This window comes from Thauera sp. K11 (assembly GCF_002354895.1).
In the GTDB taxonomy this organism is placed as follows: domain Bacteria; phylum Pseudomonadota; class Gammaproteobacteria; order Burkholderiales; family Rhodocyclaceae; genus Thauera; species Thauera sinica.
Genome location: NZ_CP023439.1, coordinates 1,313,194 through 1,336,800, shown reverse-complemented (window position 1 = coordinate 1,336,800; position 23,607 = coordinate 1,313,194). Strand labels below are relative to the sequence as shown.

Genomic DNA, 23,607 nt, shown 5'->3' with positions numbered 1-23,607 from the left:
CCCTCCCGACGCGGCCGGAGACGTCGGCGCGAGGATTCTGGAACATGGGAAAAGCCTTCGTCTGCGTAATGAAGCAAAGTTTATGAGCCGGGCTTGTGATCAATAAACAATAAAAAACGCGCTGCTTATTCATTTTATTGCTAAGAGCGCCGTTCCGCCGGGCGGGGAAAAAGCGGCGCGGGTGCCGGTCCGGCCGGGCGGCCGCCCGGCCCCGCGCCGGGCTCATCGATTGACCACGATCTGGTCGAAGATCCCGCCGTCGGCAAAGTGGGTCTTCTGCACCGCGCTCCAGCCGCCGAGCTTTTCATCGACGCTGAAGGTACGGATGGGCGGGAACTGCTTCGCGTGCTTCTTCAGCACCGCGGGATCGCGCGGACGGAAATTCTGCTTCGCGATGACCTCCTGCCCTTCCGGCGAGAACAGGAAGTTCAGGTAGCCTTCGGCCACCTTGGCCGTGCCGCGCTTGTCCGCCACCTTCTGCACCACCGCCACCGGCGCCGACGCATCGATGGAGAGCGACGGATAGATCACGTCGAACTTGTCGCCGCCCAGTTCCTGCGCGATCAGGATGGCCTCGTTCTCGAAGGTCACCAGCACGTCGCCGACGTCGCGCTGGGTGAAGGTGGTCGTGGCGCCGCGTCCGCCGCCGTCGAGCACCGGCACGTTGGCGAAGAGCTTCGCGACGAAGTCGCGCGCGCCGGCCTCGGAACCGGTCTTGTCCAGCGCGTAGCCCCATGCCGCAAGATAGGTGTAGCGGCCGTTGCCCGAGGTCTTCGGGTTCGGGACGATCACCTGCAGGCCGGCGCGGGTCAGGTCGGACCAGTCCTTGATGCCCTTCGGGTTGCCCTTGCGCACCAGGAACACCGAGGTGGTCGTATACGGCGTGGCATCGTGCGGGAAGCGCTTGCGCCAGTCGGCGGCGACGAGGTTGCCGCGCTCGACCAGGATGTCGATGTCGGGCGACTGGTTCATCGTCACCACGTCCGCCTCCAGCCCCGCCGCCACCGACAGCGCCTGCTTGCTCGAGCCGCCGTGCGACTGGTTGACGGTGACGGTGTCGCCGGTCTTCGCCTTCCACTGCGCCGCGAACACCGGGTTGATCTCCTTGTAAAGCTCGCGCGACACGTCGTACGACACGTTCAGGATGGAAATCTCGGCGGCCGAGGCGCCGGCGCCAAGGCTCAGCAGGCTTGCGGCGAGCAGGCCGCGCAGCAGACGGGAAACGCGATTGGCGTGGGGCACGATGAACCTCCTTGTTTGAAATAGGCCCCGAGTCTAGCCATGCCTCCAAACGCCAAGAAGTAATAAAAAACGATTTCCATATTTCGGAAACTGCTAAGCGGAAAATCGCAACAGCTTGGATCCTGCAAAGCAATCCAGTTGCGCCCACATAAGCAATCCGGATTTTCTTGGTTCGTGAAAAACGGCGGCCTATTTAGATTTGCGCCATCGACCGGGGCCGTCCCGGTCAAGTCCACATCCGATCCGGACGCACACCCCAAGGAGCCCCTGATGAACACGAACCGCCGCACGCTGTTGAAGAGCCTGCTCGCCGCCGCCGTGGTGCCGCTCGGCCTCGCCGCCCCCCACGCCCTTGCCGACAGCCCGGAGATCCGCATCGGCTGGCAGAAGGGCTCGACCCTGTCCATCGTGAAGGCACGCGGCAACCTCGAGGCGCGGCTGAAGGCCGAGGGCGTGAAGGTCACCTGGACCGAATTCCCCGCCGGCCCGCAGATGCTCGAAGGGCTCAACGTCGGCAGCATCGACATCGGCGTGGTCGGCGAGACGCCGCCGGTGTTCGCGCAGGCCGCGGGTGCCGACCTGGTCTATGTCGGCAACGAACCGCCCGCGCCGCGCGCCGAGAAGGTGCTGGTGCCCAAGGATTCCCCGATCAAGACGCTGGCCGACCTGAAAGGCAAGCGCGTGGTGCTGAACAAGGGCTCGAACGTGCACTACCTGCTGGTGAAGGCGCTCGAATCGGCCAAGCTCAAGTACAGCGACGTCGAGGTGGCGTTCCTGCCGCCGGCCGACGCACGCGCCGCCTTCGAGCGGGGCGCGGTCGACGCCTGGGTGATCTGGGACCCGTTCGGCGCCGCCGCCGAAGCGCAGCTCGGCGCGCGCATCGTGGCCGACGGCAGCGGCATCGTGAACAACTACAACTTCTACATCGCCGCCCGCCCCTTCGTGCAGAAGCATCCGCAGGTGCTGGCCTCGGCGCTGGAAGCGATCAACGAAACCGGCGTGTGGGTGGGCAAGAACCAGAAGGAGGCGGCCGCCATCGTCGCGCCGCAGATCGGCCTGCCGCCGGCCGTCGCCGAGGTTTCGGTGTCGCGCTACGGCTACGGCGTCAAGCCGCTGACCGAGGACGTCGTCAAGCACCAGCAGCAGATGGCCGACACGCTGACCGAACTGAAGCTGATCCCGCGCAAGCTGGACGTCGCCTCCGTGGTCTGGCGCCCGGCCCGCTGATCCCGGCCCGCACGCGACACCGGAGCACGCAATGAGCAGGCAAGGCAAGCTCGACATCTTCTGGTTCCTGCCCACGCACGGCGACGGCCGCTATCTCGGTTCGTCGCGCGGCGCGCGGGCGGTGGATCACGACTACCTGAAGCAGATCGCCCAGGCCGCCGACAGCCTGGGCTACGGCGGGGTGCTGATCCCCACCGGCCGCGCCTGCGAGGACGCCTGGGTGGTCGCATCCAGCCTGATCCCGGTGACGCGCAGGCTGAAGTTCCTCGTCGCGCTGCGGCCGGCGACGACCTCGCCCACCGCCGCCGCGCGCCAGACGGCGACGCTCGACCGGCTGTCGGACGGCCGCCTGCTGGTCAACCTGGTGGCCGGCGGCGACCGCTCGGACCTCGAGGGCGACGGCATCTTCCTCGGCCACGACGAGCGCTACGAGCACGCCGAGGAATTCCTCGACGTGTGGAAGCGCCTGCTGGCCGGCGAAACGGTCGATTACGAAGGCAGGCACGTCAGGGTGAAAGGCGCGCGGCAGTTGTTCCCGCCGGTGCAGCAGCCTTATCCGCCGCTCTATTTCGGCGGCTCGTCCGATCGCGCCCACGACACCGCCGCCAGGCATGTGGAGCTTTACCTGTCCTGGGGAGAGCCGCCGCAGGAGGTGGCGAAGAAGTTCGCCGACGTGCGCCGGCGCGCCGAGAAGGAGGGCCGGCAGGTGCGCTTCGGCGTGCGCCTGCACGTGATCCCGCGCGAAACGGAAAGCGAAGCGTGGCAGGCCGCCGACGAATTGATCAGCCAGCTCGACGACGACACCATCGCCGGCGCACAGGCCGCGCTCGGCCAGATGGACTCGGAAGGCCAGCGCCGCATGCGCGAACTGCACGGCGGCGACCGCAGCAAGCTCGAGATCTCCCCCAACCTGTGGGCGGGAGTGGGGCTGGTGCGCGGCGGCGCCGGCACCGCGCTGGTGGGCGACGGCAAGATCATCGCCGAGCGCATCGAGGAATACGCGGCGATCGGCGCCGACACCTTCGTGCTGTCGGGCTATCCGCACCTGGAAGAGGCGTACCGCTTCGCCGAACTCGTCTTCCCCCACCTGCCGCTCGCCGGCCGGGACGATGGGGGCGCGGCGGACGGCACGCGCGGACGCATCGCCCCGCTCGGCGAGATCGTCGGCTATGCCCATCACCCGAAGGCGGCCTGACGGGGCCACGACACGGAGAGCGAAACAGTGACCAACCCGCAGCACCCCCTGTCCTCGCGCTGGCTCGGGCGCATCACGCCCTGGCTGGTGCCGGTGGCCATCCTCGTCGCCTGGCAGGCCGCGGCGCAGCTCGGCTGGCTGTCGACCCGCATCCTGCCGGCGCCGTCGGCGGTGCTCGCCGCCGCCTGGACGCTGTCCGCCTCGGGCGAACTGCTGACCCACCTGCAGGCCAGCTTCGTCCGCGCCGCGATCGGCTTTGCCATCGGCGGCGGCATCGGCTTCTTCTTCGGCCTCATCAACGGCGGCTACCGCCTCGCCGAGAACCTGTTCGACACCACGCTGCAGATGGTGCGCAACGTGCCCCACCTGGCGCTGATCCCGCTGGTGATCCTGTGGTTCGGCATCGGCGAGGAAGGCAAGCTGTTCCTGGTCGCGCTGGGGGTCTTCTTCCCGGTGTATCTGAACACCTTCCACGGCATCCGCTCGGTCGACCCGTCGCTGGTGGAGATGGGCCGCTCCTACGGCCTCTCCGGCTGGGCGCTGTTCCGGCAGGTCATCCTGCCCGGGGCGCTGCCCGACATCCTAGTGGGCGTGCGCTACGCGCTGGGCTTCATGTGGCTGACGCTGATCGTGGCCGAGACGATCTCCGCGACCTCGGGCATCGGCTACATGGCGATGAATGCGCGCGAATTCCTGCAGACCGACATCGTCGTCGTCGCCATCCTGCTCTACGCCGTGCTCGGCAAGCTGGCCGACGTCGCCGCCCGCCTGCTGGAACGCCGGCTGCTGCGCTGGAACCCCGCTTATGCCCACATCTGAAGACAGAACCGACCATCCGCACGACAGGGAGCCCGCCATGGGTGTCATCGACTCAAACGAGATCCGCGCCTTGAGCGGCCGGGAGGCGCGCCGCAGCGGCGTGCGCATCGCCTTCGACGGCCTCGCCAAGTCCTACGGCGACCGGCAGGTGCTGAAGGGCATGGACCTCGACATCGAAGCCGGCGAATTCGTCGCCATCGTAGGACGCAGCGGCTGCGGCAAGAGCACGCTGCTGCGCCTCCTGGCCGGGCTGGAGCAGCCCGGCGCGGGCCGCATCACGCTCGACGGCCAGCCGCTGCAGCAGACCCGCGACGAACTGCGCCTGATGTTCCAGGACGCGCGCCTCCTGCCATGGAAGACGGTGCTGGACAACGTCGCGCTCGGCCTGCCCGGCACGCGCGCCGAAGTGCGCAAGGCCGCGCTGGCCGCGCTGGCGGACGTCGGCCTCGCCGACCGCGCCGGCGAATGGCCGTCCCGGCTGTCCGGCGGCCAGCGCCAGCGCGTCGCGCTTGCCCGCGCCCTGGTGCACGAGCCGCGCCTGCTGCTGCTCGACGAGCCGCTGGGCGCGCTCGATGCGCTGACGCGCATCGAGATGCACGAACTGATCGAGCGGCTGTGGCGCGAGCAGGGCTTCACCGCCCTGCTCGTCACCCACGACGTGTCCGAAGCCGTCGTGCTGGCCGACCGCGTGCTGCTGATCGAGGAAGGCAGCATCGCGCTCGACCTGCGCGTGCCGCTGGCACGCCCGCGCGAGCGCGGCAGCGCCTATTTCGCGGCGCTGGAGGACGAGGTGCTGCGCCGCGTGCTGCAGCATCCGCCCCTCGAGGAAGAAGCGCCCGCCAGGCCCGACGGCATACCGTTCGGGCAATGGCGGTGGGCCGCCTGACGATGCCCTGGAGCCAGCCGTGACCACGCACGACCCTTTGCTCGGTGCGGGCACCCGCGCCTTTCTCGATCGCCTTCCGCTCGAACGCGAGGGGGGCCGGCAACTGCGCCGCCTGGCCGATGGCGGCGTGGTCGGCGACTGGTTCGGCTGCGAACTGGCGAGCGTCTTCCAGCCCATCGTCGAACCGGCCGGCGGGCGCATCGCGGGTTTCGAAGCCTATCTGCGCGTGCATGGCAGCGGCGAGCGCGAACTGTCGCCGTGGGCGCTGTTCTCGTCGAACGCGGACGACGGCCGGCTGATCGCGCTCGACCGGCTGGCGCGCACGGTGCACGCGCTGAACTTCATCACCTCGGTGGAAGACGACGGCCTGCTGTTCCTGAACGTGCACGGACGGCTGCTCGCGGCGGTCAGCGAAGACCACGGCGCCGCCTTCCGCAAGGTGCTGGACGCGCTCGGCCTGCCCCCTGACCGCATCGTCATCGAAACGCCGGTGAGCGCCAGCAGCCAGCCCGACCTGCTTACCTTCGTGCTGCGCAACTACCGGCTCAACGGCTTTTGCACCGCGGTGAATCTCGCATCGCCGGCGCAGTGGAAAGCGCTGTCGCAGGTCGTGCCGGCGCATTACGTCAAGATCCGCGGCGACACGCTCACCCCCGGCGACGAAGGCCATGCCGAAACCCTGCAGTCGATCGCGCAGAAGGCGACCGTGGTCGTCACCCGGCTGGAGGAAAAGACGACCGCCCTGCCCGCATCCGCGCTCGCCCAGGGCTACGCCTACGGCCTGCCCGCGCAGCGCGCCGCCATCGCCGGCCCCGAGCGCTTCGCGCTCCGGTGCTTCGCGCGCTAGAGGCCCCGGGAACGGGATCGCGAAAGAACGGGCCAAGGACTCGATCCCGGATTGCTTATCTGAATTGCTTCGTTCCCTCGGGGCGGAGGTGTTCGGCAAAGTCGGGCTTCCAGATCATCAAGGAGAGTTTCCAATGAAGCGCATTCGCACCCTCCTCGCCTCGGCAACGCTGCTGCTGGCGGCGCACGGCGCCTTCGCCGCCGCATCCGACGTGCTCGTCACCACCGAATGGCTCGAGAAGAATCTCAACGACCCGAAGGTCAGGGTGATCGAGGTCAGCGTCAATCCGGGCCAGTTCGAGCGCGGCCACATCCCGGGGGCGGTCAATTTCGCCTGGCATACCGACCTGGTCGACCCGGTGCGGCGCGACATCGTCGGCAGGGAGAACTTCGAGAAACTGCTGCGCAGCGCCGGCGTGTCGCAGGACAGCACGGTCGTCCTGTACGGCGACACCAACAACTGGTTCGCCGCCTGGGGCGCCTGGGTGTTCGACATCTACGGCATCAAGAACGTCAAGCTGCTCGACGGCGGACGCAAGAAATGGGAAGCGGAGAGCCGCCCGCTCGCCGCCGTGTCGAAGCAGCCGCCCGCCGGCAACGTCAGGGTCGCCGGGGCCGATGCCAGGCTGCGCGCACGCCTGCCCGACGTGATCGCAGCCGCCGAGAAGAAGGGCGACGTGGCGCTGGTCGACATCCGTTCGGCCGACGAATACCAGGGCAAGGTCTTCGCCCCCGCCGGCATCCAGGAGCTGTCGATCCGCGCCGGACACATCCCCGGCGCGGTGAACGTGCCCTGGGGCGAGGCGGTCGCCGCCGACGGCACCTTCAAGCCGGTGGAGGAACTGCGCAAGGTCTATGCCGCCAAGAGCATAGACGGCAGCAAGCCCATCATCACCTACTGCCGCATCGGCGAGCGCTCCAGCCACACCTGGTTCGCCCTGTCGAAGCTGCTCGGCTACGAGGTGCGCAACTACGACGGTTCCTGGACCGAGTACGGCAACGCGGTGGGCGTGCCGATCACCAATCTTGCCGGCACCGTGTGGGGCGGCAAATAAGTTGTCTCCTCGTGCCTTCTCATGCCACGAGTTTGATGCGGCGCCACGGCGCCGCTTTTTTTTGGATCCGATGATGGCAGTTTCCGCTGATCGCCCGCCGGCCGTTCCGCCGCTGCGCACGCTCGCGCCGGCCGCCGCCGCGCTCGTCGCCGGGCTGGCTCTGGCCCGCAACCTGGCCGGCATCGAAGGAACGGGCAAGGAACTGGCCCTGTCCGCCCTGCTCGGCATCGCCTTCGGCGCCGTGCTGCAGCGCTCGCGCTTCTGCTTCTACTGCGTGACGCGCGACTTTCTCGACCGGCGCGACGCGCGCGGCCTGCTCGGCATCCTTGCCGCGCTCGCCACCGGCACGCTCGGCTACCACCTGCTGTTCGGCGCCTTCCTGCCCGACCCTTCCGGCGGCCGCCTGCCGCCCGGCGCGCACATCGGCCCGGTGAGCTGGGTGCTGGCCGCGGGGGCGACGAGTTTCGGCCTCGGCATGGCGCTGTCCGGCTCCTGCATCAGCGCGCACCTGTACCGCATCGGCGAAGGCTCGCTCGCCTCGCCGCTGGCCCTGCTCGGGGCGGCGGGCGGCTTCGTGCTCGGCTTCCTGTCCTGGAACGGGCTGTACCTCGGCACGCTGCAGGCCGCCCCGGTCGTGTGGCTTCCCGCGTCGCTGGGCTACGCCGGCTCGGCCGCGGCCCAGATCGGGCTGATCGCCATCGCCACGGTGCTGCTGGCGCGCGCGCACCGGGCGCCGCCTGCCGCGGCCGGGCCGCAAGCCTGGTGGGCGCGGCGCTGGCCCGCCCACGTCGGCGGCATCCTGGTCGGCTTCATCGGCGTTCTCTCCTACCTGCGCCTGGGTCCGCTCGGCGTCACCGCCGAACTGGGCAGCCTCGCCCGCACCGCGGCGAGCGGCGCGGCGTGGTTTCCGCTGCGCCTCGAAGGGCTGGACGGCTTCGCCGGCTGCGCGACGGCGGTGAAGGAAACCTTGTGGTCGCAGAACGGCGCCTTCGTCGCCGGCCTCGTGCTGGGCGCATTCGGCGCGGCACTGTCGGGCGGCGATTTCCGTCCCCGCCTGCCCGGCGCCGCGGAAGCCCTGCGGGCGCTGCTGGGCGGCCTGCTGATGGGCTGGGGCGCGATGGTCGCGCTCGGCTGCACGGTCGGCACCCTGCTATCTGGCATCATGGCGGCTGCGCTGTCCGGATGGGTCTTCGCCGTCTTCCTCGCGCTCGGCACCTTCCTCGGGTGGCTGCTGCGCAAGCGCCGCGGCTGGTGAAGACGGACCGGAGGCCCGACATCCTTCAACCCACCGGGAAACGTATGGCGAACCAATCCACATCGCACGCCGGCCCCGAGACGCTGGTCATCATCGGCGCCGGCTACAGCGGCACGCTCGCCGCGGTCAACATCCTGCGCGAAGCCGCGGAGGGCGAATTCGAGGTGGTGCTCGTCGAGCAGCACCGGCGCGCCGGCCGCGGACTCGCCTACCGCATCTGGGACGACAGCATGCTGCTCAACGTGGTCGCCGGCAACATGAGCGCGCTGGCGGAGCACCCCATGCACTTCGTCGAGTACTGCCAGGACATCGACCCCGCGCTCCATGCCGGCTCCTTCGTCCCGCGGCGCATGTTCGGCGACTACCTCGAACGCACGCTGCAGGTCGCCGGAGAAGAAAGCCGCATCCCGTTCACCCGCGTGCAGGGCGAAGCCGTCAGCCTGCGGCCGCAGCAGGACGGGAAGCGCCTGCTGGTGACGCTGGCCGACGGCCGCCGGATCGGCGCCGACCACGTGGTGCTGGCGCTCGGCCACCTGGGCGCGCAGAAGCTGCGCTTTGCCGACGCCCTCGCGGGCTCGGCGCGCTACGTCGCCGACCCCTGGGACTACGCCGCCATGGACCACGTCCCGGCGGGCAGGCCGGTGCTCGTGCTCGGGGCGGGCCACACCGCCATCGACGCCCTGTTCCGGCTGACGAGCCGCGACGACGCGCGCAAGGTCTTCCTGCTGTCGCGGCGCGGCCTGCTGCCCAAGGGGCACCGCAGCGTCCCGCATCCGCCGGTCACCGCTGGCTATCCCGCCTACCTGGAGCACCTGCCGCCCACTGCCTTCGCCCACCTGCGCGCGATCCGGCGCGAAGTGAAGCGCCGCCGGCAGGCCGGCCACAACTGGCGCGACGTCATCAACGAACTGCGCCCGCACACTCCCGAGATCTGGCACCGGCTGCCGACCGCCGAACGCCGGCGGCTGCTGGCGCGCGTCGGACCGTGGTGGGACATCCACCGCCACCGCCTGGCGCCGACCGCCTACCGCCGGCTGCGCGGCATGCTGGAGGCCAGCCAGGCCGAGGTGGTCGCCGGCCGGGTGCTGACGATGGAAGAAACCGCCGACGGCATCCGCGTCACCGTGCGCCGGCGCACCGACGGCGGCACGCAGGCGCTGGACGTCGCCGCGGTGGTCAACTGTACCGGGCCGGACTACGACATCGACCGCCTGTCGGCATCGCCCCTGGTCGCGCAGTTGCGCGACGAAGGCTACCTGCGGCCGGACCCGCTGCACATCGGCGTCGAGGTGGACGAGGAATACCATCCGATCGGCGCCGACGGACACAAGGTGCCGGGCGTGCATTACGTCGGCCCCATGCTGCGCGCGCGCTACTGGGAGGCGATCGCGGTGCCCGAACTGCGCCGCCACACCCTGCAACTGGCACGCCATCTGATCGCCCGCCGCGGACGCTGACCCGTCGCGCGAAGGGGGATGCACCCGCCGGCCCCCTTCGCCCCGCGCTCGCCCGCACCTGTGCCGCGCCGTTCATCACGTGCGCCCCGCCGGTCACCAGTAGCCCAGCACGCTCCACCAGGCGCCGCCCACCACCAGCCAGACCGCCAGGTTGACGGCGCTCATGATGAAGCCCATGAACCACCATTGCCCCAGGGTGGTGTAGCCCGAGCCGTAGATGATGGGCGACGTACCCGTCGCATAGTGGGTCAGGGTCATCATGATGGACGACGCCGCGGCCAGGATCAGCGCAAACGGCATGGGCGGCGCTCCGAGCGCGATCCCGGCGGCGTAGAACGCGCCGAACATGGCGGTGATGTGCGCCGTGACGCTGGCGAAGAAGTAGTGGGAATACATGTAGACTAGGACGAGCAAGGCCGAGGCCGCGGTCCAGCCCAGTCCCAGGTCGAGGATGCCCTGCTCGAGCGACTTCGCCAGCCAGCCGACGACGCCCAGCTTGTTGAGGAAGGTCGCCATCATGACCAGGGCGGAGAACCACACGATCGTGTCCCAGGCGCTCTTCTCGGCGAGGACGTCCTCCCACGTCAGCACGCCCGTCAGCAACAGCAGTGCGAGGCCGCCCACCGCCGCGGTGGTGGGATCGACCGCGTAGCCCTTGCCCAGCACCATCTCGGGGACGCCGGCCCAGAGCACGAGGAGCACGCCGAAGACGCCCAGCAGGACCTTCTCCGCCCTGGAGACGGGCCCGAGTTCCCCCAGCTTGCCCAGGGCGAACCTGTGCGCATCCGGGGTGTCCCTGATCTGCGGCGGATAGACCCAGGCGACCACCAGCGGCATCACGAGCAGGGCAACCAGCCCGGGCAGCAGCATGGCGAGCGCCCAGGTGCCCCAGGACAGGCTGATCTGCGCGCCCGTCGCCTCCGCCACCAGCTTGACGGCCAGCGGGTTGGGCGCCGTCGCGGTCACGAACATCGCCGAGGTGATCGGATTGGTGTGGTAGTTCACCAGCGCCAGATACCGGCCGATCCTTGCCGAGGTGCCCGCTTCGGGCGTGGAGCCGAAGGAGGCGGAGATCGAGCGCATGATCGGGTGGATGATGCCGCCCCCGCGCGCCGTATTGCTCGGCGTGACCGGTGCGAGAATCAGTTCGGACAGCCCCAGCGCGTAGGCGATGCCTATCGTCTTGCGCCCGAACAGGGCGATGAAGTAGTAGCCGATGCGCGCGCCGAGCCCGGTCTTGATCAGCCCCCGGGAGATCATGATGGCGATGCCGATCAGCCAGATCAGGGGATGGGAGAAGCCGCTCAGGGCGTCCGCGATGGCGCCTCCCGGCGTGCCGCTGGTCACCCCGGTGAGGGCGACGAGCGCGATCGCCACCACCGAGATGACGCCGATCGGCGCGGCCTTGCCGATGATCGCGGCGATCGTGCCGACGAACAGGGCGAGGAGATGCCACGCGCCGGGCGTCACCCCCTCGGGAACGGGAACGCCGAACCAGATCGCCAGCGTGATCGCGATCGGTATGGAGGCCGGAGCCAGTTTCATGGCCAGGTTCTTCATGATTCTCATCCAGACGTAGTGAATCGGGCCCCGTCGATGCGCCCGGCATGCAGGCGCGGGCCCGGCGGCAACCGGCTTCAAGTGCCGGGGCCGGACGCCGCCATCGCTGGGGAAAACTCTCGGAAAGGGCCGCGGCGGCACGTCCGGCCGCGCGGCGCGGGATGGAAGTCCTCTTCAGCGCAGCACGGCGTGGGCGCGGACCCTCTTTCCGGCGAGCGACAGGCCATCGGCCCGGACGAGGACGTCATACACGCCGATATGGCTGACGTCCGCCGCGACGAGGATCAAGGGCAGCTCGGGATTGCCGTCGCGGACGATGATCACCCACTCGACCGGCGCGATGCGCGCAAACGCGGCCCTGACGGCCTCCTCCGAGACGCCGGCCCCGGCGCCGATCAGCATGATCTTTCTCATTTCCAGACACTCCAGTCATTCGGATTCGACGATGCCGGGCCGTGCGGCGCAGCCGCAGCCCGCGTTCGCGCTGCGCGATACGCAAGGCGGATTCAGCACAGCCCCAGCTTTTCCTTGAGTTCTCCCAGCAGGCGCCGGCTCACCGGCAGGCGCTGGCCGCGGCGGGTCACGATCTCCACGCTGCCGGCCTCCTGGAAGCAGATCTCGCGGATGTGATCGGGATTGACCAGGTACTGGCGATGGCAGCGCAGGAAGGGCGTCTTTTCCTCCAGCGTCCGCAACGTCAGCTCGGTGAAGTATTCGGGCCCCTGCATGGTGGTGACATACACGCCGGACGTCTTCGAGGTGGCGAACTCGATCTCGTCCACCTTGATCAGCAGCACGCGGTGGTGGCCCGGACAGGGGATCTGCCGCAGCGGCGCCGCAGCGTTGAACAGATCCGGCTTGGGGCCGCCGTCGCGCCGCAGCCGTTTCAGCGTGACGTCCAGCCGGACCGGGTCCACCGGCTTGAGCAGGTAGTCGAAGGCATCGCTGTCGAAGGCTTGCAGCGCGTACTCGTTGTAGGCGGTGAGGAACACCACCCGCGGCATGCGCTCCGGATCGAGCATGCTCAGCATCTCCAGCCCGCTCACCATCGGCATCTGGATGTCCAGGAACACCACGTCGGGGTGCAGGCGGTTGATCGCCGAGATGCCCTCGATGGCGTTGGAGCACTGCTCGACGATGCGAATGTCGGCTTCCTGCTCCAGCAGCCTGGCGATCTCGTCCCTGGCAAGGGGTTCGTCATCGACGATCACGACGTTCATGCGGCTCTTCTCCCTGCGACCTGCGACTCCTCGCAGGGGGCGAGTGGCAGCTTCAGCGTGACGCGGGTGAACACGTCGCGTTCGGATTCGATCTCCAGCCCATAGGACGAGCCGCAGCGGTTGGCGATGCGCCGGCGCACCAGGTTGAGCCCCAGCCCCTCGCCCCCCTCCGCGGCATCGAACAGTCCGGCGTTGTCCTCGACGCTCAGCAGGAGGTTGCCGCCGCTCGAGGTGGCGAAGATGCGGATGCGGCCGCCGCCCAGCAACTGCGAGGTGCCGTGCTTGATGGCGTTCTCCACGATGGGCTGCAGCGAGAAGGCCGGCATGCGTACGCACTGCAGGTGCTCGGGGATGTCGAATTCGACCACCAGGCGGTCGAGGAAGCGCGCCTGCTCGATCTCGAGATAGGCCGCCACGTGCCTCAGCTCCTCGTCCAGGCAGGCATCCTCGCTCGGCCTCTTCAGGTTCTTGCGGAAGTAGGTCGACAGGTTGAGCACGAGGTTGCAGGCGCGCTCGGAATCGCGCCGGATCACCGCCGAGATCGTGTTCAGGGCGTTGAAGAGGAAATGCGGGTTGATCTGCGCATGCAGCAGCCGGATCTCCGACTGCGCCAGCAGATCGCGCTGCTCCATGTAGCGGCCGGCCAGGATCTGGTTGGACAGCAACTGCGCCATGCCCTTGCCGAGGGTCCGGTTGATGTTGGAAAACAGCCGCGTGCGCGGCTCGTAGAGCTTGATTGTGCCGATCACCCGCTTGTCCTCTCCCACCAGCGGAATGATGAGGCAGGCCGCCAGCGGGCACCGCGGATGCAGCGAGCAGCGATAGTTCACCTCGTTGCCGTCGGCATACACCACCTCGTTGTTCTCGATCGAGCGCAGCGTCAGCGCCGAGCTGATCGGCGTACCGGGGACGTGGTGGTCGTCGCCGATGCCGATGAAGGCGAGCAGGTTCTTCGTGTCGGTGATCGCCACCGCGCCGACGCCGGTTTCCTCGTGGATGATGCGCGCGACGCTGGCCGTCGTGCCGGCGTTGAAGCCCGAATGCAGCAGACCCTCCACCCGGGTCGCGATGGCCAGCGCCTTGGTGGAGAAGGCGCTGGAGTCCTGCTCGTAGATCTCCCGGCGGTCGAGCAGGATGCGCACGAACAGTCCGGCCCCCAGGCTGTTGGCGATCCACATCGGCACCGCGATCTGCTCCACCAGGTGCCGGGCGGCCTGGAACGGATGCACCAGCAGCAGCAGGATCAGCATCTGCGTGATCTCGGCGCCGAAGGTCACCAGCCCCACCCGCACCGGATCGAACAGGTCGCGCGCCTTGCCCCGCCGGACCATGTAGTGGTGGAAGAGGCCGCCGATGAGCCCTTCCGCCACGGTGGACACCATGCAGGCGAAAGCCGTGGAGCCGCCGAGCGTGTAGCGGTGCAGGCCGCCGGTGAAGCCGACCGCCAGCCCCACGCCGGGACCGCCCAGCACCCCGCCCAGCACCGCGCCGATGGCGCGGGTGTTGGCGATGGAGTCGTCGATCCTGAGCCCCAGGTAGGTGCCCATGATGCAGAACAGCGAACACACCAGATAGCACGTCACCCGGTGGGGAAACCGGATCGTCACGTGCATCAGCGGGATGAAGATGCGGGTGCGGCTGAGCAGGTACGCGATCACCAGGTAGACGCAGGTCTGCTGGATCAGCGTAAGGGTCAGCTCGACGGAATCGAACAGCATCCGTTGTCTCTCAATCGGCCTTCTCGGACCGCGCCGCGTCGGCGGGGCGGCGATAGATCAGCCAGTACATTCCGCCGACCAGCAGGCCGCCGCCGACCCAGTTGCCCAGTGTGACCACCGCGAGGTTGCGCAGGAAATCCGTCGGCGAGATGAAGGGAAGGTTGCTACCGAAGTCGAGACGGGCCAGGTCCGCCCAGAACGAATCCGGCGCAAACCACTGGATCAGCATACCGTAGGGGACGAAGTACATGTTGGCGACGCAGTGCTCGAACCCGGCGGCGACGAAGGCGGTGATCGGGAAGAACAGGGCGACGATCTTGTCCGCCACCGAGCGCGCGGAAAGCGCGAGCCAGGCCGCCAGGCACACCAGCACGTTGCACAGTATCCCCAGGAAGAACGCCTGGGACGGCGGCAGGCTGCTCTTGGCATAGGCGAGATAGAGCGCGGTCGCCCCCACCTGGCCGTGGCCGAACAGATACTGCCCCGACAGGAAGACCAGCACGGCGGTGCCGAGGGCGCCGACGAGATTGCCGCACCAGACCGTGGTCCAGGCCAGCAGCATGCGCGACGTCCTGAGCCTTCCGCTCGCCCAGGCCATGACCATCAGCGCGTCGCTGGTGAAGAGCTGCGCCCCCGCGACCACCACCAGGATCAGGCCGAGGGAGAACACCGACCCCAGCAGCAGGCGCCCCACCCCGTAGGGCAGGCTGGTCTGCGAGCCGGTGGCGGCGACGGTGGCGAACATCCCGCCGAGGGCGACGAAGGCGCCGCCCAGGATCGCCAGCGCAAAAAGGGTGGAGCCGTACTGCATGGCCTTCTTGCGGTAATTCCCTTCGGCCGCCTGCGCGATGGCGGGCGGCGGCAGGGACTCGAAGGAGCCGGCCTGCAGCGGATGTTCCGGTCTCGTCGTGCCAACCATGATGTGAATACCTCGTTCGGCCCGGCAGCCGCGTCACGACGCCGGGATCAGGCCGTCCGGAGTCCATGCGAGCGAAACAGCCCGCACACCTCGTCCACCAGCTCGCGGCTCGGCGGCGATACGTCCGCAAGCCGGTACGGCCGTCCGCTGTCCGCCCATTTGTACTCACCCAGCTTGTGGAAGGGCAGCACGTCGACACGCTCGACGTTGCCCAGTCCGGCGGCAAAGCCGGCCAGCGCCTCGATCTCCCGCCGGTCGTCCGTCAGCCCCGGCACCAGCACGTAGCGCAGCCACACCGGCTTCCCCACGGCCGCCAGCCGGTGCGCGAAGGCCAGCGTGGGCGCCAGCGGCGCGCCGGTCAGCCTGCGGTAGCGCGCTTCCGAGAACGCCTTGATGTCCAGCAGGACGAGATCGACGTCGGCGAGCATGGCGTCGTCCGCCTTGTTTCCGGCGACGCCCGAGGTATCCATCGCCGTATGCAGCCCCAGCGCCTTGCAGCCGCGCAGCAGGGCCGCGGTGAATCGGGGCTGGGCCAGCGGCTCGCCGCCGGAGATCGTCACCCCGCCCCGCCCCGCGCGCAGGAAGCCGCGGTAGCGCGCGATGTCGGACAGGATCTCGTCCGCGGCGGCGAGCCGTCCGTTCCGCTGGTGCCAGGTGTCGGGGTTGTGGCAGTACAGGCAGCGCAGCGGACAGCCGGACAGGAACACGACGTAGCGGATGCCCGGGCCGTCGGCCGCGGCGCCGGTCTCGATGGAATGCACCCAGCCTTCGCGCACCCCCGCCCTTGCCGCTCCCTGCGGAGCGGCGAGGGGAGCGCAGGGGCAACGGTCCGGCGCGACGGGCATGTCAGTGAGCGGCATGGAAGGTCCGGGTCACCACGTCGAGCTGCTGCTCGCGGGTGAGGCGGATGAAGTTCACCGCATAGCCCGAGACCCTCACCGTGAGCTGCGGATACAGCTCGGGGTGGTCCATGGCGTGCAGCAGCATGTCGCGGTCGAACACGTTCACGTTGATGTGATGCCCGCCCTGCGCGAAGTAGCCGTCCAGCATGCCGGCCAGGTTCTGCACGCGTTCGTCCCCGATGCGGCCCAGGGCCGACGGCACGATGGTGAAGGTGTAGGAGATGCCGTCGTAGGCATGCTCGTAGGGCAGCTTGGCCACCGAGGCCATCGACGCCAGCGCGCCCTTGTGGTCGCGGCCATGCATCGGATTGGCGCCCGGCGCGAACGGCTGCCCGGCCCTGCGGCCGTCCGGCGTGTTGCCCGTCTTCTTGCCGTACACCACGTTGGAGGTGATGGTGAGCACGGATTGCGTGGGCAGTGCATCGCGGTAGGCCGGCTGCGCCCGCACGTAATCCATGAAGGTTTCCACCAGCCACACCGCGATCGCGTCCACGCGGTCGTCGTCGTTGCCGAAGGCCGGGTACTCGCCCTCGATGCGGAAGTCGGTGATCAGCCCGCGCTCGTCGCGCAGCGGATGGACCTTCGCATGCCGGATCGCGGACAGCGAGTCGGCCACCACCGACAGGCCGGCGATGCCGCAGGCCATCGTGCGCAGGATGTCGCGGTCGTGCAGCGCCATCTCGATGCGCTCGTAGGCGTACTTGTCGTGCATGTAATGGATGGTGTTGAGCGCCTTCATATAGACGCCGGACAGCCATTCCATCATCGGCTTCAGGCGCGCGATCACGTCCTCGTACTCGAGCACCTCGCCGGCGGCCGGCGCCGACATCGGCCCCACTTGCTCGCCCGAGATCTCGTCGCGGCCGCCGTTGAGCGCATACATCAGGGTCTTGGCGAGATTGGCGCGGGCGCCGAAGAACTGCATCTGCTTGCCGATGCGCATGGCGGAGACGCAGCACGCGATGCCGTAGTCGTCGCCCCACTTCGGGCGCATGAGGTCGTCGCTCTCGTACTGCAGCGAGCAGGTCCTGATCGAGGTGTCGGCGCAGAAGCGCTTGAAGCCTTCCGGCAGCCGCCCGGACCACAGCACCGTCAGGTTGGGCTCGGGCGCCGGCCCCAGGTTGGTGAGCGTGTGCAGGAAGCGGAAGCTGCTCTTCGTCACCAGCGTGCGGCCGTCCTCGCCCATGCCGCCGATCGCTTCGGTCACCCAGGTGGGGTCGCCGGAGAACAACTGGTCGTAGTCCGGCGTGCGCAGGAAGCGGACGATGCGCAGCTTCATCACCAGGTCGTCGATCATTTCCTGGGCTTCGGATTCCACGATCAGCCCGGTGTCGAGATCGCGCTGGATGTAGACGTCGAGGAAGGTGGACACGCGGCCCAGGGACATCGCCGCGCCGTTCTGCTCCTTGACCGCGGCGAGGTAGGCAAGGTAGGTCCATTGCACCGCTTCGCGGGCGTTCTGCGCCGGACGGCCGAGGTCGAAGCCGTACTTCGCGCCCATCTCCTTCAGTTCGCCCAGCGCGCGGAACTGCTCGGAGAGTTCCTCGCGCAGGCGGATGACGTCCTCGCCGAAGGGCTTGTCGTCGATCTCGTGGAATTCGCGCTGCTTGTCCTTGCGCAGGAAATCCACCCCGTACAGCGCCACGCGGCGGTAGTCGCCGATGATGCGTCCGCGGCCGTAGGCGTCGGGCAGTCCGGTGATGATGCCGGACTTGCGGGCCTTGACGATGTCCGGGCTATAGACGTCGAACACGCCCTGGTTGTGGCTCTTGCGGTACCGGGTCCAGATCTCCGACACCAGCGGGTCGATCCTGAAGCCGTAGGCTTCGAGGCCGCTCTCCACCATGCGCAGGCCGCCGTTCGGCATGATCGCGCGCTTGAGCGGCGCATCGGTCTGCAGCCCGACGATGATCTCGTTGTCGCGGTCGATGTAGCCGGCGTCGTGCGCGGTGATGCCGGAGGCGCGGTCGGCCGAGACGTCGAGCACGCCCTTCGCGCGCTCCTGCTCCAGGAGTCCCTGCAGCCTGGTCCACAGGGCCGCGGTGCGCGCCGTCGCCGGTTGCAGGAAGGCGCTGTCGCCGGCGTAGGGCGTGTAGTTGCGCTGAATGAAGTCGCGCACGTCGACCCGCTCCTGCCACGGTCCGGCCACGAAGTCCTCCCAGGCTTGTTCGCGGCTGCTGATCTTGGTCATGTCGTTCATGGATTTCTCCTTCAATGGAACCTTTTGAGAATTCTTCCGGCGCCCGGCGGATGAGCCCGGCGCCTCCGGTCACCAGGGGCGGCCCGTTCGGCCGCCCCTGGTGACCCGGCAGTGCGCGTCTGGCGCACGCCGCGTTCTTCAGGCCGCTCCGGACACCAGCGCGGGCGGGATGGCCGCCGATGCGCTGCGGGCCTTCCACAGCACGCTCCAGCGCTTGAGCGAAGCGAACAGGATGACGAGGCCCAGCACCATCATCACGATCGTGATCGAGGCGTTGAACAGGCTGTAACCCTTGGTGCCCGCGTTCAGATACACGTTGGCCACCATCCAGTAGCCGGCGTAGTTGACCGTCACGAACAGGTAGGCCAGCGGGACCAAGCAGGTCAGCGCATACAGCGGCTTCTTCGCCAGGCGCAGCACGATGGTGGCGCCGATCATCAGACCGACCGAGGCCATGAGCTGGTTGGACACGCCGAACAGCGCCCAGACGGAACTGATGTCGCCCGACAGCAGCAGGTAGCCCCACAGCACGCAGGCGATCACGCTCGCCACCACGCCGGCCACCGGGGAATCCAGCCGCTTCATCGGCGGGATCAGGTCGCCGAGCAGGTCCTGGATCAGGTAGCGCGACACGCGGGTGCCCGAATCGACCGCGGACAGGATGAACACCGCTTCGAACATGATCACGAACTGGAAGAAGTACGCGGCGAGGTCGGCGAACCACGAGATCTTGGTGAAGATGTAGGTCATGCCCACCGCCAGCGTCACCGCGCCGCCCGTCCGGCCGTAGAGGTCGATGCCCATTTCCTGGCTGAGCTGCGGCAGATCGACCACCTGCATGCCCAGCGTGGCGAAGGTCTCGGGGCTGGAGTTGATGGCGAAGTAGTCGGCCGGGTGCAGCGAGGTGGCGGCGATCAAGGCCATCACGGCCACCAGGCACTCGGCCAGCATGCCGCCGAAGGCCACCGGGCGGATGTCGCTCCACTTGTCCACCAGCTTGGGCGTGGTACCGGAGCCGATGAAGGCGTGGAAGCCCGAGATGGCGCCGCAGGCGATCGTGATCGAGATGAACGGCCACACCGGCCCCTTCAGGATCGGGCCGCCGCCGGCGATGAAGTCGGTCAGCGCCGGGAACTGGATGGTCGGGTTGATGAACACCACGCCGATCACCAGCGCCGCGAACACGCCGATCTTCATGAAGCTCGACAGGTAGCCGCGCGGGGTGAGCAGCATCCACACCGGCAGCGCGGTGGCGAAGAAGGCGTAGGTCGGGAGCAGCCAGGAGACGGTGGTCTTGTTCAGCGTCAGCCATTCGCCGACCGCGGTTCCCTGCAGGTGGGGGCCGATCGCGATGGAAACCATGATGGCGCCGACGCCGAGGTAGGTCCCCCACTTGGTCGAACCGAAATAGCGCTCGTAGAGCCCCAGCGCGATCGCGATCGGAATCGTCATGAACACCGCGAAGGTGCCCCAGGCGTTGCGCTCCAGGGCATGCACCACGACGATGGACAGGCCCGCCATGGTGATGGTGATGATGAACAGCATCGCCAGGCCGGTGCTCCAGCCCGCCACGGTGCCCATCTCGGCCTTCGCCACCTCGGACAGCGACTTGCCCTGGTGCTTCATCGAGGCGAACAGCACGACCGTGTCGTGCACCGCGCCGCCGATCACGCAGCCGACGAGCAGCCACAGGAAACCCGGCAGGTAGCCGAACTGCGCCGCCAGCACCGGCCCGACCAGCGGCCCGGCCGCGGCGATGGCGGCGAAGTGCTGGCCGGCATTCACCCACTTCTTGGTGGGCACGTAGTTCTTGCCGTCCTTGAACTGGTGCGACGGCGTGATTTCGCGATCATCCGCGGCCAGGACCTTGCGCACGAAGAATATGCCGTAGAAGCGGTATGCCAGTGCGAGGACACAGACCGACGCGATGACGAAGTAGATCGCTTTGTCCATTTTTCTCTCCTCAGAAGATATGTGAACCCTTGGTTGCACGAGACTCATCTTAGGGACGCACCGGCAAGCGCCCCGGAGTTTCCCCGGAGCGGCAGAGGCCGGGGGGCGAGTGGCATGAAACGGGTGGCGAACGGTGGCGGCGCCGGTGCGTCCTGCACGGCCTCGCGGCGAACCAGAAAAAAAGGGTGGCCTGCGGGCCACCCTTGCGCCTGCCGGAGCCGGCCTCAGAGGCCGAGCGTTTCGGCGGTGTACATCGCGATCAGGCGCTCTTCGTCGGTCGGCACGACCGCGACCGCCACCGCACTTCCCGGCGCGTCGATGCGCGCCGCGTGGCGGGCGTTGGCGTCCGCGTCCAGGCGCAGGCCCGCCCAGGCCGACAGCTCGGCCACCCTCGCCCGCACCGGCGCCGCGTTCTCGCCGATGCCGCCGGTGAACACCACCGCATCCAGCCCGCCGACGGCGGCGACCAGCGAACCCAGCTCGCGGGCGATGCGGTAGCAGTAGAGTTCCAGCGCCTCCGCCGCCTCGGGCGCATCCGAGGCGAGCAGCACGCGCATGTCCTGGCTGATGCCCGACACGCCCAGCAGGCCCGACTCCTTGTAGATCAGCCGCTCCACCTGGTGCAGGTCCATGCCGCGCTGCTGCATCAGGTAGAGCAGCACGCCGGGGTCCAGCGTGCCCGTCCGGGTCCCCATCAGGAGGCCGTCCAGCGCGGTGAAGCCCATCGTGGAAGCCTGGCTCCGGCCTTCCTCGAGCGCGCACAGCGAAGAACCGTTGCCCAGGTGGCAGATCACCACCCGCCCCGCGGCGCGTTCGCCCAGCACCCGTTTCATCCGGCGCGAGACGTTGTCGTAGGACAGGCCATGGAAGCCGTAGCGCCTGATGCCTTCCGCCGTCATCGCCCGCGGCAGGCCGAAGGTCTGCGCCACCGGCGGCTGGGTGCGGTGGAAGGCGGTATCGAAACAGGCGACCTGGCCGATGTCCGGCATCAGCGCCGCCACCGCGCGCATGGCGCGGATATGGTGCGGCTGGTGCAGCGGAGCCAGCGGCACGAGGGCCTCCAGATCGCCGAGCACCCCGTCGTCCAGCGCAACCGGGGCGCCGTAGCGCTCGCCGCCGTGTACCACCCGGTGGCCGGCGGCGGCGATGCGCGTGCCCGGCTGGTTCTCGCCCAGCCAGCCCAGCAGATGCACGAGCGCCTCGCGGTGCTGTCCGTCCGGCTCGGGCGCCGCCACCGGCAGCGCCGTCCGGCTGCGGCCGGCGGCCGTCTTCAACGCCAGTTCGGGAGCCGTGCCGATGCCCTCGATCAGCCCGCAGACCGAGGGGGTATCCGCCAGGCCGCCGGCGACCGGGAAGACGGCGAACTTCAGGCTCGAAGAGCCCGCATTCAGGACGAGTACGGATCTCACTTGCAGCTCCGCTCGCGGTTGCGGTGGGCCATCAGTTGCGCCACCGCGCAGGATGCGGCGCGGGTTTCCGCCGTGTCGGCACGGCTCGTCAGCACGATGGGTACGCGCGCGCCGAGCACGACGCCGGCCATCAGCGCGTCCGCCAGGTACTCGAGCTGCTTGGCGAGCATGTTGCCCGCCTCCAGGTCCGGCACGACGAGGATGTGGGCCCTGCCCGCGACTTCCGAACGGATGCCCTTGGTCCGCGCCGCGGCGGGCGATACCGCGTTGTCGAAGGCCAGCGGGCCGTCCAGCACGCCGCCGGTGATCTGCCCGCGATCTGCCATCTTGCACAGCGCCGCCGCATCCAGCGTCGCCCGCATCCTGGGGTTGACCGTCTCGACGGCGGCGAGGATGGCCACCCTGGGTTCGGCGATGTTCATCGTGCGGGCGAGGTCGATGGCGTTCTGGACGATGCTGACCTTGTCCTCCAGGCTGGGCTCGATGGAGATCGCCGCGTCGGTGATCATCAGCGGATGCGGATAGGTCGGCACGTCGGCCAGGAAGACGTGGCTGATCCGCCGTCCGGTGCGCAGGCCGTGCTCGCGCGACACCACGCAGCGCATCAGTTCGTCGGTGTGCAGGCAGCCCTTCATCAGCGCCTCGGCCTCGCCGTCGCGGCACATGGCGACCGCCGCGGACGCGGCGGCCATGGCATCGGGCACGTCGACGACGGGGCAGCCGTCGAGTTCGAGCCCGTGCTCCTCGGCCACCGCCCGGATCCTGCCGGCGGGGCCGACGAGGATCGGCTTCACCAGGCCGGCCCTGGCCGCCTGCAGCGGTCCGGCGAGCGATTCCCGGTCGCATGGGTAGGCGACGGCGATGGGGATGGGCGGCAGGCCGGCCGAAATGCCCAGCAGGTGGCCGTAGCGCCGGGCGCGGTCCAGGATCTTCACTTCCGGCAGGCGCACCTGCGGACGCCGGATCTTGCCCTCCGGCGCGGCCACCACCGCCACCCCGTCCATCACCAGCAGGCCCGCGCGATTGGTCGCCTCGCACGAAAACACGACGTGCCTGCCGTCCGGGCGCTTCTCCCGGCAGGTGAGCGTGACCGCCAGACTGTCGCCGATCGTGATCGGGCGATGGAAGTTCAGGCTCTGGGACACATAGGTCGAGCCCGGCCCGGGAAACTCGTTGCCGAGCAGCGACGAAATCAGGGCGCTGCCCCACATGCTGTGGCCCACCACCTGCCGCGCCGGGCTGGAACGGGCGAAGTCCGGGTCGGTATGCGTCGGATTGAGGTCGCCCGAGATCAGGGCGAACAGGTGGATGTCGTCGGGCGTGAGCGTGCGCAGCAACTGTGCGGAATCGCCGACCCGGATCTCGTCGAACGTGCGGTTTTCGAGGTACTTCTGATTTGAGTGGTCCATGGCTCGATCTCTCCCGATCTGAATGCGCGGCCTCGCGGCCGCCGCGGAAAACCGCTCCCCGCCTCACGCAGGAAATGTTAGGGAGGCCGCCGGAGGGGGCCGGCACTTTCCCCGGAGCGGCCGCAAGGCAGGATTCAATGGCCGGATCCGCGGCGCGAACGGCCCCGGGCGGGTCCGGCGCCGGAGACGGCCGCGGGCCGCGTCGCGCGCCGTCTGCGCGAATGGCGCATTTCCGACACGGGGCCGCCATATATCTGCAATGAAATAGCAACGAAATATTCCTTCGTTCAGTCCGGAAGCCGTTCGCAATAGGCTGGCCGCACCCGATAACCCGT

General features: G+C 68.8%; 19 protein-coding genes. 8 read left to right on the top strand and 11 right to left on the bottom strand.

What is annotated here, in order from left to right; all coding sequences use genetic code 11:
- Nucleotides 1–222: 222 nt before the first annotated feature.
- Nucleotides 223–1,242 carry a sulfate ABC transporter substrate-binding protein gene (locus CCZ27_RS05835; protein ID WP_269769094.1) on the bottom strand — a complete coding sequence of 340 codons (1,020 nt, stop codon included), beginning with the start codon at nucleotides 1,240–1,242 and terminating at the stop codon, nucleotides 223–225.
- Between the two features lie 270 nt (nucleotides 1,243–1,512).
- Here CCZ27_RS05835 and CCZ27_RS05830 point away from each other — a divergent pair, with 270 nt between their 5' ends.
- The 8 genes from CCZ27_RS05830 to CCZ27_RS05795 all read left to right on the top strand — a co-directional run bounded on the left by CCZ27_RS05830 (nucleotide 1,513) and on the right by CCZ27_RS05795 (nucleotide 9,982).
- Nucleotides 1,513–2,469, top strand: coding sequence for a sulfonate ABC transporter substrate-binding protein (locus tag CCZ27_RS05830; protein ID WP_096446412.1), 957 nt, complete (start codon nucleotides 1,513–1,515; stop codon nucleotides 2,467–2,469).
- A 31-nt stretch (nucleotides 2,470–2,500) separates the two neighbouring features.
- Nucleotides 2,501–3,664, top strand: a complete 1,164-nt coding sequence (ssuD, locus tag CCZ27_RS05825; RefSeq protein ID WP_096446410.1) for an FMNH2-dependent alkanesulfonate monooxygenase — start codon at nucleotides 2,501–2,503, stop codon at nucleotides 3,662–3,664.
- Nucleotides 3,665–3,691: 27 nt separating this feature from the next.
- Complete coding sequence (gene ssuC, locus CCZ27_RS05820; RefSeq protein WP_232516577.1) at nucleotides 3,692–4,483, top strand: aliphatic sulfonate ABC transporter permease SsuC; 792 nt, start codon at nucleotides 3,692–3,694, stop codon at nucleotides 4,481–4,483.
- A 37-nt stretch (nucleotides 4,484–4,520) separates the two neighbouring features.
- A complete protein-coding gene (locus CCZ27_RS05815; protein WP_096446408.1) occupies nucleotides 4,521–5,369 on the top strand; it encodes an ATP-binding cassette domain-containing protein in 849 nt (282 codons plus the stop codon).
- 19 nt (nucleotides 5,370–5,388) lie between these two features.
- Nucleotides 5,389–6,216: an EAL domain-containing protein gene (locus CCZ27_RS05810; RefSeq protein WP_232516576.1), complete on the top strand. Its 828-nt coding sequence runs from the start codon at nucleotides 5,389–5,391 to the stop codon at nucleotides 6,214–6,216.
- Between the two features lie 133 nt (nucleotides 6,217–6,349).
- Nucleotides 6,350–7,270: a sulfurtransferase gene (locus tag CCZ27_RS05805; RefSeq protein ID WP_096446406.1), complete on the top strand. Its 921-nt coding sequence runs from the start codon at nucleotides 6,350–6,352 to the stop codon at nucleotides 7,268–7,270.
- 70 nt (nucleotides 7,271–7,340) lie between these two features.
- A complete protein-coding gene (locus CCZ27_RS05800; protein WP_232516575.1) occupies nucleotides 7,341–8,525 on the top strand; it encodes a YeeE/YedE family protein in 1,185 nt (394 codons plus the stop codon).
- Nucleotides 8,526–8,569: 44 nt separating this feature from the next.
- The gene (locus CCZ27_RS05795; RefSeq protein ID WP_096446404.1) at nucleotides 8,570–9,982 is read left to right on the top strand and encodes an FAD/NAD(P)-binding protein; all 1,413 of its coding nucleotides are present in this window, start codon (nucleotides 8,570–8,572) and stop codon (nucleotides 9,980–9,982) included.
- A 93-nt stretch (nucleotides 9,983–10,075) separates the two neighbouring features.
- On the opposite strand, the gene CCZ27_RS05790 is transcribed toward CCZ27_RS05795, so the two are convergent.
- The 10 genes from CCZ27_RS05790 to CCZ27_RS05745 all read right to left on the bottom strand — a co-directional run bounded on the left by CCZ27_RS05790 (nucleotide 10,076) and on the right by CCZ27_RS05745 (nucleotide 23,272).
- Nucleotides 10,076–11,542 carry a DASS family sodium-coupled anion symporter gene (locus CCZ27_RS05790; protein WP_096446402.1) on the bottom strand — a complete coding sequence of 489 codons (1,467 nt, stop codon included), beginning with the start codon at nucleotides 11,540–11,542 and terminating at the stop codon, nucleotides 10,076–10,078.
- 174 nt (nucleotides 11,543–11,716) lie between these two features.
- The gene (locus CCZ27_RS05785) at nucleotides 11,717–11,944 is read right to left on the bottom strand and encodes a hypothetical protein (RefSeq protein WP_157748464.1); all 228 of its coding nucleotides are present in this window, start codon (nucleotides 11,942–11,944) and stop codon (nucleotides 11,717–11,719) included.
- A gap of 104 nt (nucleotides 11,945–12,048) precedes the next feature.
- Nucleotides 12,049–12,762, bottom strand: coding sequence for a two-component system response regulator BtsR (btsR, locus tag CCZ27_RS05780; RefSeq protein WP_096446398.1), 714 nt, complete (start codon nucleotides 12,760–12,762; stop codon nucleotides 12,049–12,051).
- Nucleotides 12,759–14,480, bottom strand: coding sequence for a sensor histidine kinase (locus CCZ27_RS05775; protein WP_096446396.1), 1,722 nt, complete (start codon nucleotides 14,478–14,480; stop codon nucleotides 12,759–12,761). Before CCZ27_RS05775 ends, btsR begins: the two co-directional genes overlap by 4 nt.
- Nucleotides 14,481–14,490: 10 nt before the next feature.
- Nucleotides 14,491–15,399 carry a formate/nitrite transporter family protein gene (locus tag CCZ27_RS05770; RefSeq protein ID WP_096446394.1) on the bottom strand — a complete coding sequence of 303 codons (909 nt, stop codon included), beginning with the start codon at nucleotides 15,397–15,399 and terminating at the stop codon, nucleotides 14,491–14,493.
- Nucleotides 15,400–15,446: 47 nt separating this feature from the next.
- Nucleotides 15,447–16,259 carry a pyruvate formate-lyase-activating protein gene (gene pflA, locus CCZ27_RS05765; protein WP_232516574.1) on the bottom strand — a complete coding sequence of 271 codons (813 nt, stop codon included), beginning with the start codon at nucleotides 16,257–16,259 and terminating at the stop codon, nucleotides 15,447–15,449.
- Nucleotides 16,246–18,501, bottom strand: coding sequence for a formate C-acetyltransferase (gene pflB, locus CCZ27_RS05760; protein WP_096446390.1), 2,256 nt, complete (start codon nucleotides 18,499–18,501; stop codon nucleotides 16,246–16,248). The genes pflA and pflB overlap by 14 nt, the downstream gene beginning before the upstream one ends.
- Nucleotides 18,502–18,639: 138 nt before the next feature.
- Nucleotides 18,640–20,454: a carbon starvation CstA family protein gene (locus CCZ27_RS05755; protein ID WP_096446388.1), complete on the bottom strand. Its 1,815-nt coding sequence runs from the start codon at nucleotides 20,452–20,454 to the stop codon at nucleotides 18,640–18,642.
- A gap of 224 nt (nucleotides 20,455–20,678) precedes the next feature.
- A complete protein-coding gene (locus tag CCZ27_RS05750) occupies nucleotides 20,679–21,863 on the bottom strand; it encodes an acetate/propionate family kinase (protein WP_096446386.1) in 1,185 nt (394 codons plus the stop codon).
- Nucleotides 21,860–23,272 (bottom strand): bifunctional enoyl-CoA hydratase/phosphate acetyltransferase, encoded by a 1,413-nt coding sequence (locus CCZ27_RS05745; protein WP_096446384.1) that lies wholly within the window; start codon nucleotides 23,270–23,272, stop codon nucleotides 21,860–21,862. The genes CCZ27_RS05750 and CCZ27_RS05745 overlap by 4 nt, the downstream gene beginning before the upstream one ends.
- Between the last annotated feature and the right edge of the window lie 335 nt (nucleotides 23,273–23,607).

Bases quoted from the DNA above. Each gene is read 5' to 3' on its own strand.
- CCZ27_RS05755 (WP_096446388.1), bottom strand. From the start codon at position 20,454: ATGGACAAAGCGATCTACTTCGTCATCGCGTCGGTCTGTGTCCTCGCA.
- CCZ27_RS05815 (WP_096446408.1), top strand. From the start codon at position 4,521: ATGGGTGTCATCGACTCAAACGAGATCCGCGCCTTGAGCGGCCGGGAG.
- CCZ27_RS05770 (WP_096446394.1), bottom strand. From the start codon at position 15,399: ATGGTTGGCACGACGAGACCGGAACATCCGCTGCAGGCCGGCTCCTTC.
- CCZ27_RS05795 (WP_096446404.1), top strand. From the start codon at position 8,570: ATGGCGAACCAATCCACATCGCACGCCGGCCCCGAGACGCTGGTCATC.
- pflA (WP_232516574.1), bottom strand. From the start codon at position 16,259: ATGCCGCTCACTGACATGCCCGTCGCGCCGGACCGTTGCCCCTGCGCT.
- CCZ27_RS05775 (WP_096446396.1), bottom strand. From the start codon at position 14,480: ATGCTGTTCGATTCCGTCGAGCTGACCCTTACGCTGATCCAGCAGACC.
- CCZ27_RS05785 (WP_157748464.1), bottom strand. From the start codon at position 11,944: ATGCTGATCGGCGCCGGGGCCGGCGTCTCGGAGGAGGCCGTCAGGGCC.
- CCZ27_RS05800 (WP_232516575.1), top strand. From the start codon at position 7,341: ATGATGGCAGTTTCCGCTGATCGCCCGCCGGCCGTTCCGCCGCTGCGC.
- CCZ27_RS05805 (WP_096446406.1), top strand. From the start codon at position 6,350: ATGAAGCGCATTCGCACCCTCCTCGCCTCGGCAACGCTGCTGCTGGCG.
- CCZ27_RS05830 (WP_096446412.1), top strand. From the start codon at position 1,513: ATGAACACGAACCGCCGCACGCTGTTGAAGAGCCTGCTCGCCGCCGCC.
- CCZ27_RS05745 (WP_096446384.1), bottom strand. From the start codon at position 23,272: ATGGACCACTCAAATCAGAAGTACCTCGAAAACCGCACGTTCGACGAG.
- pflB (WP_096446390.1), bottom strand. From the start codon at position 18,501: ATGAACGACATGACCAAGATCAGCAGCCGCGAACAAGCCTGGGAGGAC.
- CCZ27_RS05790 (WP_096446402.1), bottom strand. From the start codon at position 11,542: ATGAAGAACCTGGCCATGAAACTGGCTCCGGCCTCCATACCGATCGCG.
- ssuD (WP_096446410.1), top strand. From the start codon at position 2,501: ATGAGCAGGCAAGGCAAGCTCGACATCTTCTGGTTCCTGCCCACGCAC.
- btsR (WP_096446398.1), bottom strand. From the start codon at position 12,762: ATGAACGTCGTGATCGTCGATGACGAACCCCTTGCCAGGGACGAGATC.